The following is a 13404-nucleotide window of genomic DNA, read 5'->3' on the forward strand; positions in this document are numbered from 1 at the left end:
CCTGCGCATTCCCATACCTTGCTCATCCCCGCCGCCGCACCGCACTCGGAGCAGCCATGCAAGCCTTATCCCCCCTCCCAGCGCCTCTGCGAACCACCATCGCCCGCGTGGTCGTTTTGCTGACCGCCGCAGGGGTACTGCTCGCTACGGCATCCTGGATGCATGCCCTGCAGTTACATACGGCTTGCGAGCTGGTGTCCCTCTCGTTCGGGGTGGCCATCTTCCTGCTGACGTGGGCCAGCTTGCAACGGCGGCGCACCAACTATTTCGTCGTACTCGGCGGGGCCTGGGCAACGGTGGGGCTGCTGGACTTGCTGCACACCCTTGCTTCCGGTGGATACCTGCCGAGTAGCAACGCCACCTCCACCACGCTGTACTGGCTTGCCTCTCGGTGGATCGGCGCCTTGGCGTGGCTGCTGGCCCCATTGTGGGCGCTGCGCCCGATGCATTTTCTGCACGTCATCGCTGGATTTGGCCTATGTGGTCTGGCTGCCATTGTGGTCATCGGGGCGGGTTTTGCACCCCCTGCGGCATTCATGCTGTACGGCGGATACCTCACCCTGGCTTTGCTCGCAGGCGGTCTGCTCTTGCTCCAGCGCATCCGCCACACCTATTCCCCTACCGTATCGTGGCTGCTGGTGTGGGCCATCCTCTCTGCCATAGCTGCCGAGGTCTTTGCCCTGCACAAGGACGTTACCCACGATTTCTTCGATGCGCTGGGGCATACCTTCCAACTTTGCAGCGTCGTGCTTGCCTTTCTGGCTCTCGTCATGTCTGAGGTACGCAGCCCGGCGGTGCTGCTGTTCCAGCAACTGGCGCAACAGGAACAGACCCTCCTTACGCTGCGGCGCCGTATCCTCGGTACCGATCCTGGCAGGACACCCGATATGCCCGGGATGGGGACCTGGTACCTGGACGTACCTTCGGGAATGCTGACATGGTCTGACCAGACGTACCAGATTTTCGGCATCGCGCCCGGCACTCCCCTGTCGTTGGACGCATCGATCAAGCTCTTGCATCCCGATGACCGGCAGCCAGTGCTTGATGCTTGGCAGGCAGCCTTGCACGGAGCACCTTTCGATATCCGCCACCGCATCGTCGTCGATGGACACATCCGGTGGGTACGCGAGTGGGCCGAGCTGCACTTTGGCCCCGACGGTGAACCCATCGAAAGCATCGGTCTGGTGCAGGACATCACCGACCAAGTGCTCATCGAAGAAACCCTGCGCGACCGGGAAGAGCGCCTGCGCTGTCTTTTCGAGAACATGAACCTCGGCGCAGTGATTTATGAAGCCGTGGACGATGGTGCCGACTTCGTCTTCCGCGAGGTCAACAAGGCTGTCGAGCGCTACGAAAACCTCGATCGCGCAACCCTCATTGGCAAGCGGGTCACCCAAGCCTTTCCCGGAATCCATGACTTCGGCCTGCTTGACATATTTCGCCGTGTTTGGCGCACTGGCACCCCGGAACACTTTCCCATCGGGTTTTACCAAGACAACCGCATCGCCGGCTGGCGGGATAACTTCGTCTACCGCCTCAGCAGCGGGGAGATCGTCGCGCTCTACGAAGACATCACGCCACGCAAACAAGCGGAAGTGGCGCTGCGCGAAAGCGAAGAGAAATTCCACCTTGCGATGTTCCATGCCCCCATCGGCATGGCCATCGTCGCGCCGGATGGGCGGTGGCTGGATGTCAACCCGGCACTGTGCAAGATCGTCGGGTACAGCGAAGCAGACTTGCTGGTGACCGACTACCAGCGCATCACCCACCCCGATGACTTGGAAGCCAGCCTGGATCGCGCCCGCCACATGCTGGCTGGGAAAATCGCCACCTTCCAAAGCGACAAACGCTATCTGCACAAGGATGGGCGCACCGTTTGGGTACAACTGAATGTGTCGCTGGTGCGCGATGCAGCGGGAAAGCCCCGCCACTTCATCTCACAAATCCAAGACATCACCGAACGCAAGCTGGCCACGGAAGCACTCCAAGCCAGTGAACGACGGTACCGCGCCCTGATTGAGGCCACCGCCCAAATCGTCTGGAGCTGCGACCCCACGGGAGCCGTCATGGACGATTCCCCAAGCTGGCGCGCTTACACCGGCCAGAATTTGGAGCAGTGGCAGGGCTACGGCTACGTCAGCGCCATCCACCCCGACGATCGGACAGAGGTCATGGAAAGGTGGCGCAAGGCCCTGGCCGCAGGAACCACGGTGACCAATGTGTACCGGCTGCGCCATGTGTCGGGGCAGTGGCGCTGGAATCTTGCGCGCGGCGTTCCTATCCTTGATGACAGCGGCACGGTGTTGTCCTGGGTCGGAATGAACGCGGACATCCACGACCAACGCATGGCGGAACAAGCGTTGCGGGACAGCGAAGAACGCTACGACTTGGCCGTGCGCGGCAGCAACGACGGTATCTGGGACTGGAACCTCCATACCCAATCCTTCTATATGGCCCCACGATTCAAGGAGATTTTGGGGTTCCAGGACGAAGAACTCCCCTCCACCTGGGAAGCCTGGCATACCCGCCTGCATCCCGACGATCAAGCATCGGCCATGGCGACCATCGAGGCGCATTTGCTCGATCCCTCCCCCTACGAGGACGAATACCGCCTGCGCCACAAATCGGGCGACTTCCTGTGGATCCACGCGCATGGCATCGCAACGTTCGACCCAGACGGCCACCCCATCCGCATGGTCGGGTCGATTCGCGACATTACCGCGCAAAAGAAAGCCGAATTGCAGCTCGCGGAAAGCGAAGCCCAGTTCCGGCAACTGTTCGAGCGCAGTCACTCAGTCATGTTGCTGATCGAACCGACCACGGGCCGCATCGTCCGCGCCAACCAGGCTGCGATGACTTTCTACGGCTACGACGCACCCACCCTGACATCGATGTCGATCGATGCCATCAATACCCTGCCCCAGCAGGAGGTCACCAACGCACGGGAACGCGCCGCACGGGAACAGACCAGCCATTTCCACTTCCGCCACCGGTTGGCCAGCGGCGATATTCGGGACGTCGATGCTTACGTCACCCCCATTCCCGTGCATGGGGTTCCGATGCTGTTTTCCATCATCCATGACGTAACGCTACGCAGGGCAGCAGAGCAAGCGCTGGCGCTGGCGAACGCTAGCCTGGCCGAGCGAGAAGAGCTGCTCACGAAGATCTTTGACACGGTCAGCGTAGGCATCTTCCTCGTCGACCAGCGAGGCACCATCACGCACGCAAACCGTCGCATGGAAGACATGTTTGGAATACCGCTGCGCATGTTGGTCGGCACCGAGTACGGCTCCCTGGTACACCCTGCCACGCGCGGGGTGGAACGCGACGAAATGCATGCGTTGCTGCAAAGCGAAGGCACACCCATCGAACGGATGTATTGGCGTAGCGACAGCACCCAGTTCTGGGGCCGTATCTCCGGCAGAAAACTGGCCGATGCCAGCGGCAAGGAACGGGGCCTCGTTGGCGCGATCGACGACATCTCGCAACAAAAGCAGACGATGCAGGCGCTGATGATGGCCCGGGATAAAGCCGAAGCGGCAAGTCGATCCAAATCGGAATTCCTGGCAAACATGAGCCACGAAATCCGTACCCCGATGAACGCAGTGATGGGGCTGACCGAATTGCTGTTCGACACCCGCCTCGACACCCGCCAGAGCGACTACTTGAGCAAGTTGCGCAACTCGGCGCGTTCGTTGTTGGGGATCCTCAACGACATCCTCGACTACTCCAAGATCGAAGCCGGAAAACTCGATCTCGAAAAGGTCGAATTCCCCATGGCCGAGCTACTCGAAGACGCTGCGGACCTTTTCGGCCTTGCTGCGGCGGACAGAGGGGTGGAACTGGTTTTCGACATCTCGCCAGCCCTGCCCCCAGTGCTGGTCGGCGACCCCTTGCGCATCAAACAGATCATCAACAACCTGTTGGGCAACGCAATCAAGTTCACCCGCGAAGGATACGTATCGTTGACGGTACAGCCAGTGGCCCAAGTGGGCGACGAACTGATGCTGCAAGCCACGGTCAATGATTCCGGAATCGGCATGACCCCCGAGCAGGCCACCCGGCTGTTCCAGCCCTTTGAGCAGGCGGATACCTCGACCACGCGCCAATTCGGCGGTACCGGGCTGGGGCTGGCCATCGCCCGGCGGCTGGCTCATGCGATGCGCGGGGAAGTCACCGTCCAGAGCCAATGGGGCCATGGCAGCACTTTCGTGTGTACCCTGCGCCTGCGTATCCCCTCCACCTCCAACCCCGCCCCTGCGAACGCACCCCCAAGCAGGATGCGCACCCTCGTCGTCGACGATCAGCCTTTGGTATGCACGGCAGTACGCAAGCTGTTGCAGGCATGGTCGTTCGACGTTGACACGGCGCAGTCTGCGGAAGAAGGCTTGGCCAAGGCGCTGGGAGCCTTGCACCCAGGATTGCCCTACGAGCTGATCCTGCTGGATTGGGAACTGCCTGGCTTCGACGGTGCCGCGTTCACCCGCCGTCTGCGTGAATCGCAGGCATCGCTGCACGATGGCATGCAGTCCAGGGTCGTCGCCATGGTGACCACCCACTCGCGACAGTCCGCGCAGCAAACAGCGATCCAAGTACGGATCGATGCAATCATCGACAAACCCGTCATGGCATCCCCGCTCGCCACCTTGCTGGCGCGCCTGCAAGCGGGGATCGTCGATACCGGCGTGCAGCCTCCCTCCAGCAGCTTGCAGCATGGGCGCAGCCGAATGCGACTTGTACACGGGGCCACGATCCTGCTCGTCGAAGACAACCCGACCAACCAGATGGTGGCGCAAGCGATGCTCGAAGGACTCGGGCTGGCCGTGACCCTCGCAAGCAACGGTCGCGAAGCTACCGAACTGGCCGCCACGCATCGCTTCGACGCCATCCTGATGGATCTGCACATGCCGGAAATGGACGGCATCGAAGCCACCCGGACGATCCGCGCCCTGCCCGGATGCAAGCAGGCGCCGATCATCGCAATGACCGCTGCGGCGATGATGGCTGATCGGGTAGCCAGCGAGTCTGCGGGGATGGACGATTTCGTCTCCAAGCCCATCGACGTGGCCGAACTGACCACCGTCCTGCTGCGATGGATTCCCGCACAGGTTCCGCGCCAAGCGCCCACGGCACCCTCGATAGCCCTGCAGATGTCCGGCCATCGCGGAACTTCCTTCGCCGTCGAAGGCCTGGATGTGGAACAGGCCGCACTGCGCATGGGTAATAACTGGAACCTGCTGCGCCAAGCGATAGCGGGCTTTGCCCGCGACTTTGCCGACAGCGCCGCAGAGATGGAAGACAGCCTGCAGCAGGAACGTTGGCCCGACGCCCAACGCCTGGCCCACACCATCAAAGGCATGGCGCAAGCCATTGGCGCGAACGACCTGCACAGCGCCAGCAAAGAGCTGGAGGCAGACTTGGGCGTCAGACATCGGCCACTGCCCTCTGCACTGGATCGTTTCCATGCAGCCTTGGCGCGGACGCTGACTGCTGCAGCGGCGGCAACAGTGCCAGACGCAGCCCCAACCCCTGTCGACACCACACCGGCCGCTTTGGCGGCAACCCTGCGCGAAATCCAAGCCTCCTTGGCAGGCTCCCGGTTCATCCCACCCGATTTGGTGCTGACCCTGCGGCAGGGGCTGGACTCCCCTGCGCTGCGAGACCTTTGCGACAAGCTACAAACCGAGATCGAGTGCTTCGACTACCACAGCGCCGGTAGTACCCTTGCAGCACTGGCCACGCTGGTCAGCCCCCAGGAAGATGGAACCAATTTGCATGACACCACCGCACATGACATTCCCGCCGAATCGCCCGACGATCCTGATCGTCGATGACACCCCCGGCAACATTCAGATCCTGGCCCAGGCACTACTGCGGGATTACGAGGTGCTGGTCAGCACCAACGGCCCGGCTGCGCTGGAGCTATTGCAAGCAGGTCACAGGCCCGACCTCATCCTGCTGGACGTGATGATGCCAGGCATGGACGGCCACGAGGTCTGCCGCCGCATCAAGGCCGACCCAGCAACGTGGAACCTGCCCATCATCTTCATCACTGCGCGCGATGCCGTCGAAGACCAACAATTCGGGTTCAACCTGGGCGCGGTGGACTACATCACCAAACCCTTCGAGGTTCCGCTGGTGCTGGCGCGGGTGGGGGTGCATATCCGGCTGCAACAGAAGTCCGCTCGCCTGGAAAAACTGGCGATGCTCGACGGACTGACAGACATCCCGAACCGCCGCGCGCTCGACGACCTGCTGGACCGGGAATGCGGCCGCGCCGCACGCGACGGAACGCCGTTGGCCGTGCTCATGATCGACATCGATCATTTCAAGGCCTACAACGACCACTATGGGCACGGCGTCGGGGACGACTGCCTGCGCCGCGTAGCCCACACCCTGGGCGCCGAACTGCACCGCCCAGGTGACTTTTTGGCCCGCTACGGTGGCGAGGAGTTCTGCATCGTCCTGCCCCACTGCGACACCGCCGGAGCCACCCAAATCGCCGAAAACCTGCGCGCTGCCGTCGCCGCGCTAGCCATCCCCCACGCGCATTCCAGCGCTGCGGTGCATATCAGCATCAGCGTGGGCCTTTGCTCCAGGGCCATCGGCCCGGAACCAGACTGCGGCCCCGCACTGCTGGCCGCAGCCGACGAGGCGCTGTACTGTGCCAAGAGGCAGGGAAGGAATCAGGTGGTGGGTGGGAAAGCTGATTCGGTGATTGTGTAATTGAGTGACTAGGCAAGGGAATCTGCCTCCTATCACAACGTAGTTGTGATAGGAAAATCATGCAATGATCCACATCGAGAATTATCATATACGGAAGGTCATTTACTTCTGCAATGGAGAGTGCCAATGTTCAAGAACCAATTCCTACTTTGTGATCAGCATTCGCAATGCGAGGCGGAACCATCAACCACATGGGAAGATTTCTCCATCTACGTCGATACAACAGATAATATTTCCTTTTCAAAAAACACCATATCTGTTCTGTTGATCGGAAAAATTGTTGATTACCGAAGTATCGATCACACCAGGCAAGATATCGCCAACACACTGGCAAGCTATACAAACCTGCAGGATGTGATAGCACATACTGATCACTGCACTGGCCGTTATGTTCTGTTTTGTGCAGTAAATGGCGGCATATATGCCTTAACAGACGCTTGTGCACTCAAACGTCTCTTGTTTGGTCGTATTGGTGGCGTGCGAATCATGACGTCATCTGAGTGCGTCTACTATTCGTTGTTTCTTGATAAGGCCAGACTCAATTCGGAAACGCAATCATTGTTGGAAGATCAGGTATACCAAAAAAAAGAAAGTCCATGGTTTGGTTTGCAATCTGTGGATAGCAGGTTCCACTTTTTACTTCCCAACCATATTCTCGATGTCGCAAAACTCCAGCCCCAGCGCATTTCTATTCCAAAAATACATCAACAGACGAATCTACAGAAAGTGCAGGAAGCGGCTTACATCTTGCAACAGACTTTTGCAACTTTGGTAGACAAATATCCTCTTATACAACCTTTGACAGCAGGTTGGGATAGTCGTTGTTTATTTTCTGCAAGCCTCGGATGGAAAGATCGAATAAAATACTATATATTTTCATATAGCAATTATAAGGAAGAAATCACCCCGGATATTGTATTGCCTAAAATTTTATCCAAAGACTACGGTATAACATTCTCAACCATTACACCAAAACCAACAAGTTCAGAATTCCTTGATGCATTAAAAAAACAAGTATTACCTACTCGACACCTACCAAAAACAGATAATATTTACCACCATTTCCTGCACACAAACAAGAAAGCAATCAACATCAACGGGAATGGCGCAGAAATTTTTCGTTGTTATTATGGCCGCCCACTATTCAATAGCACCATATCACCATTATCCTTGGCATATTTGACTGGTGTCGCCCATTGGAAGCTCCTCGTCAACGGCATCGAAGCCTGGTACAAAATTTCTAAAGGGTATGCCAAAGAAAACCATATAACTATTACAGATTTGTTCTACTGGGAACAACGCATGGCACTATGGGGTTCTTTATACCCGCTGGAACAAGATATTGCCATAGATGAAATCTCCCCCTTTAACAACCGTTATATGATATCTCTATTGTGCAGTGTACCAGTGCATTGGCGTACTGGCCCAACATATAAAGTAGCCCGTGAGATCGTCAGAGCATTGGAGCCTGGTTTACTTACATATCCAGTAAACAGTATTCATGCTACTAACTTTATTTCAAAACAAAACATCAAAAATAGAATTACTGCCATATTAGAGTTTCGGATAATTATTGGACTTTTGCGACACATTATGAGAAGATAATAATATAATAACAAATCTATCGCTTAGAACTTACAAAAAATTACCCGAAATACTAAAGAAGAAATTATTTTTCACAAAGATCATTTTATTTTCTATAAAAGATATTTTTATAAATAAAGAACATGAAAATTTCCTCTACCACCACACCTTTCCACGTCAAACAACCGTACATTCGCCACCACGCTATTCAGCTTCTCAAAAATAATGTCTCTTTCGCCGAAGTCGCTAATTATTTCCATGTCACTACATGTGCGATTTACAAATATATCTCGCTACATCAGGGCAGTGCTTGATCTACCTCCACCACTTCCACCCTGTCCCCGTCGCTCAACAGCAGCCAGCTATGCAGCTTCGCCATCGCCGCTATCTCCGGCAACGCACGGTATGCGGCAATTTGTTCCAGCCCTTCTTGTCTCTTGGCTGCCCATCCCGCTTCCCCTTCCTGCTTCTTCGCGTATTTCAATTCGATCAAATGCTGCCCAGCCAGTTCAAAAGGGCTGCGTTCACGGAGCAATATATCTGGATAGCGACGGTTTACTTCGGGTTCGCTTTGCAAACGCCACACGGAGGTCTGGAATAGCAGCGTTACCAGAATGACTTTGAGATGCTTTTCATCCATCCTCATGCTGTCTCGGTTCGATAGGTGTTGCAGCACGTATTCCAGCTTGGCGCACAGCGGCTCGAAGTCGTTGGAATTCGATAGGGCGTACAACGCATCAGCCAATTCATGCATGGGCAAGGCCAATTGGTTGCGCCGCTCCCATTCGATGAGGAAATACTGAAAGTACAGCTCTCGGATGACGTGATTGGGTATTGCGTAGCGCATCCGATCCGACTGGGCGGAAACCAACGAAGCAAAACCCACATACGCAAGCAGGCTAATGAAATCGTCGCGCCCAAAGGTTTTATCCAAGTCAAACCGCCGCTGCTGCTGGGCTATCACTTCGCCTTCAGTCACTAGCGCTTCCAGCACGCGATAGTTGTCCTCGCGGTCGCCGATGGAAAAAAATGCCATCAGCTTGCTGTAGTCGGAAGCAATGTTTTCATCGAGCATCCGATCCGGGTATGCGCAGGCTTTCTGGTCGAACTTCTTGGCAAAGTACAGCACCATATCGGAGTTGTAGACGGTATGACACCTGCGGTGAAACCGGTATCCGTTGTACCAGTAGGTCACATCGTCCATCATGGCATCGGGATTCATTCCACAACATTCTGCCAAGGGGCGGAGTAGCGCAAATGTTTCTTCCCGCGTAAAGCCAAGAATATCATGAAACTCTTCCTCGAAGGTCAGGTTCTCCGCAATGTTGAACCCACTCGTCAAGCTATCGAGCATGATGGCCGTAACGCCGGTAATAAAAAACCGGTCGATAGTTCCCGCCTGCGTTGCAGACTTGATCGTTTCATAAAAGCTGCGAACAAACCCACCTTTGCCAATTGCGGATCGAAATGCATCCATGTCTTCGGCAAGAAGACTATTCGCAAAGTGGTCGTATTCATCGATCAATAGCAGCATCTTTTGGCCAGTTTGGGCTACATAGCGCAGCAACATTCCAAGCTTGGCCTGTGGTAAAGACTGCTGTTGCACTGCGTTGATCGCGTCTTGGGGATACCCGTAACGTTCCAGAAATGAGAGTGCCCCGTATTCCACCCGGAATGCAAATCCCTGCAATAAAACATCCATCCCCCGCGTGGTATCGATCCCACTGAAATCGAGCACCAGCACTTGGTACGCATTGGCCAGCGGTGTCGGGTTCCTGCCTACGTGCAGCTTGCCAAATAGTGCATCAAATTCCGGCTTGCGACGTTGATCGTAATAGTGCTCCAACATCGATAAAAACAGGCTTTTGCCAAAACGGCGCGGGCGCATCAAAACGTGGTAGCGGCCATGTGCTTCAAGTTGGGCGATGTAGTTGGTGCGGTCGACGTAGAAGTAGTCCTCCAGTGCGACTTGCCGAAAATTGCTTAGGCCATAGGGAAGTTTGGGTAATGTAGTCATGGTTCTTGTATGCAGTGCGTATTCCGGCGAACGTGACCAAGTGGTCGGTGTTGCGCGTTTTGAGGGAACCCCAGATAGTCCATTAGGGTTTGCAGTGCAGGTGGATGCAGTGGCGAGGCAGTTTTGGCCTGACTGAGAAGTTACTGTTCCCTCTGCGGTACACCATTCACCTCACCAGGCTGCGCTTCCACTGGCGCCCTGCCCCAATGCAAACACAGCATGAATAGCAGGATTTGCGTCATGACTTCACCACTGAGCAGGGTACCCATCGACATGGGGGTTTCGGTAAGGGAACGGATCAGAATGGTCAGGTACAACACCATCGAAACGCCCCGGCTCTGCGCTCCTGCCCGCCACGCATAGCGGCCCAACACTACCAAGTACACCACCATACTCACGAGTCCCAGAATGCCAGCCATGCTGAGACTTTGTAGAAATTGGTTGTGCGCGCTAAAAGCAAACAACATCCCGATTTGCTGGCGAAATTCGGCATTCCACAAAGTTGGGCCGTAACCGAAGATTGGGTTGCGCAACCATTCCTGAATGGCCACTTCCCATATCTGATCACGCCCCGTCAGCGAAGTCAGCTCCGAACCGGAGCTGGAATAGGCAAATCGCTCCCAGATGGCAACGGGGTCGGTAAAGAGTAGCCCCAACAATCCTGCACTAGCGCCAAATACGGCAAGCAGCAGCCAACGCACATCCACGCCTTGTTCGCGCTGGGGCATTCGGTAGGCGATGAGCACTGGGGTCAGCAGCACAGCAATCCCCCATGCCGTCTTGGACTGCGCCAACACAAATACCAGCACCCCGGCCCCTATAGCAATGATGCGCAACCACCGGCTTCGCGTGGGATACAGGTATTCGAACAATAACGCTATCCAAGCCAGAGGGCCAATGCTGTTGGGGTTCGACCCCACACCCCATAACCTGAAGGAAATGCCCGGCAAAAATCCGTGATACCCATACTGTACGGTGAGGGTCGGCCACACCACAGCTAGGAGCAAGCTCAGCAACATCATGGCGTGCAGACCGAGTTTTGCTGCATGCAGCACCGGTTCCACCGGCTCGTTCTGGGCCAAGTACAACGCCCCAAATACCACGATGGGATACATCAGTTGATAGATGAATGCAGGCTTGGTACCCCAAATACTCGCGAGTACGTGGTGCGTAAGAAATACGAACGCAAAAGCCAGAAATGGCACCACATCCATCTTGATGCGATCCAGCTTCGGGCGGAAAAAATGCGCGCCGATCCGGGCAAAGCAGGCCCCTACAAGCATCATCGTGAAAATGCGCAGCACCCCACCCCCTTGCGCCGGTTCGACTGCCTGCGACAACGCAAATTCGATGCTGCGCAGGTTTCGGTTCGACAGCAAAGAACCAACGGTAATGGCACCCACTATCCAAGGGATGAGCAACACTTGCAACCACTGCCCATAGTCCCGCTGCGCATGCAGTAGCACCCCCAGCAGCAGCGCAAGCCCCAGTGCTGCACCCAACGCAGCACCAACATAGATTGCGACGACAACCACTTCCATCGGTATGACAAACCTTGCGCAGTAGTGCTACCGCGTCAACCAGGTCAAGGCCCTTGCCACAGGCCGGGGTGCCCGTCGAACTACCGTGCCTAGAGCCGCCCGCGCTGGTCCAGTGACGATGCCGGGCAATGACAACAGCACCAGGTACAGCATCGCACCAAACCCCATATCCAACGCCAGGCGAGCCAACGGGGCGCTAATCCATGGCGTCCATACCGTATCCCAGCCCCATAGAGCCGCAGCCAAAATGATCGATACGGCTATCCCGCCACGGCATACGGCAGCCAATCTGCGCCAAGAAAGCCCCAGCGCCCCTTGCACCGATGCGAACACCACCGCGAAGCGCAGCAAGAACAACGCCAGCACCGTCCAAGCCACACATACTGCCGAGATCGTTGCCGCCAAACTGGCGCACACCACCCAAAGCATGGCTACAGGCAACTGCACACGCAGCTCCCTCGTCACCGATACGCACGCCCACAGCAGCGGTGTAGTCAGCCCCCACAGCAGAAACACCGGCATCGTCAATGCCAGCGGCGGAATAAAGTCTCCCATTGGTGCCCAGGCCATGCCATACAGCGCCAGCACCAGGGTGGGTGCCACGGCAGCCAGCGCCACAAACCCAGGCAACACACACAAGGCAATGCCGCCCACCAGAGCCTCATACCCCCGCGCAATACGCGCTGGATCGTTCTCTACTTTGGCAGCCGAAGAGAGCAACACAGGCTGCACTGCCCCCAATAGAGCGGATGTAGGGTTGTACAGCAAGTTGTACGCCGTGGTGTACAACCCCGTTTCCCGTGGCGCGAAGGTGCGCCCTACTGCCACCTTGTCGATATTGCCGATCATCCAGTTGACGAGATTCGTCCCCAGCACAGTCAAGCCGTAACGCAAGGTCTCCCACGCCTGCGGGTGCCACCACAACGGGCGCAAAGGGTGGCGAACCTTGGCATACGCGACCAGCAGCACGACCAGGCTTTGCACGATCCACGCACACACCAGCGCCCATACCTGCCAGCCCGCCATGGCAAGAGGAATACCCACCACCACATAGCCCACGACGTATCCGAAAAACTGCGCGATTTGCAGGTGACGAAAGTCCAGCGCACGCTTGAGCAGGTTGAGCGAGGGCGCCGCCAGCGCATTGACCAAACAAACCCACGCGAGCACTTGCACCAGCGCACGCGCTTTCTCCTGCCCGAAGAACGCAGCAATGGCTCCGCTGCCGGCCACGATGGCCCCAGTGACCACGCCCCCCACAATCCATTGCCACGCAACGACGAAACGCACATCGCAGTCGCCAAGCTCTTTTTGCTGGATCAGCCCGTACGCAATCCCAAAATCGGCGAAGAAGTTGCTGAAGCTGACGACGATCGCACCGATCGCAAACAAGCCATATTGCTCCGGCCCCAGGGTGCGCGCCAGCACGATTTGGGTCACAAGCTGAACAGCAAGGCGCGCCACCGTTCCAGCGCCACCCCAGAGGATGGCATCCACGCTGCGCGTTCCGAGGGTGCTCATCGAAGCAAGGGTGGC

At 56.8% G+C, this 13404-nt stretch carries 6 protein-coding genes; 3 read left to right on the forward strand and 3 right to left on the reverse strand.

The window, feature by feature from the left end:
• The first annotated feature begins 56 nt into the window (after window positions 1–56).
• The 3 genes from CENROD_RS12470 (at window position 57) to CENROD_RS13540 (ending at window position 8331) form a co-directional block, all read left to right on the forward strand.
• Window positions 57–5834 (forward strand): PAS domain S-box protein, encoded by a 5778-nt coding sequence (locus CENROD_RS12470; protein WP_051360324.1) that lies wholly within the window; start codon window positions 57–59, stop codon window positions 5832–5834.
• Window positions 5776–6726, forward strand: coding sequence for a diguanylate cyclase domain-containing protein (locus CENROD_RS06160; RefSeq protein ID WP_202961140.1), 951 nt, complete (start codon window positions 5776–5778; stop codon window positions 6724–6726). Before CENROD_RS12470 ends, CENROD_RS06160 begins: the two co-directional genes overlap by 59 nt.
• A 126-nt stretch (window positions 6727–6852) precedes the next feature.
• Window positions 6853–8331, forward strand: coding sequence for a hypothetical protein (locus tag CENROD_RS13540; RefSeq protein WP_022772768.1), 1479 nt, complete (start codon window positions 6853–6855; stop codon window positions 8329–8331).
• A gap of 277 nt (window positions 8332–8608) precedes the next feature.
• On the opposite strand, the gene CENROD_RS06165 is transcribed toward CENROD_RS13540, so the two are convergent.
• The 3 genes from CENROD_RS06165 to CENROD_RS06175 all read right to left on the reverse strand — a co-directional run bounded on the left by CENROD_RS06165 (window position 8609) and on the right by CENROD_RS06175 (window position 13389).
• Window positions 8609–10327, reverse strand: coding sequence for an AAA family ATPase (locus CENROD_RS06165; protein WP_022772775.1), 1719 nt, complete (start codon window positions 10325–10327; stop codon window positions 8609–8611).
• A 140-nt stretch (window positions 10328–10467) separates the two neighbouring features.
• Window positions 10468–11868, reverse strand: a complete 1401-nt coding sequence (locus CENROD_RS06170) for an O-antigen ligase family protein (protein WP_022772778.1) — start codon at window positions 11866–11868, stop codon at window positions 10468–10470.
• A 27-nt stretch (window positions 11869–11895) separates the two neighbouring features.
• On the reverse strand, window positions 11896–13389 hold the full coding sequence (locus CENROD_RS06175) for an oligosaccharide flippase family protein (RefSeq protein ID WP_022772781.1): 1494 nt from the start codon (window positions 13387–13389) through the stop codon (window positions 11896–11898).
• Between the last annotated feature and the right edge of the window lie 15 nt (window positions 13390–13404).

The sequence above is a fragment of the Candidatus Symbiobacter mobilis CR genome (genome assembly GCF_000477435.1).
In the GTDB taxonomy this organism is placed as follows: domain Bacteria; phylum Pseudomonadota; class Gammaproteobacteria; order Burkholderiales; family Burkholderiaceae_C; genus Rhodoferax; species Rhodoferax mobilis.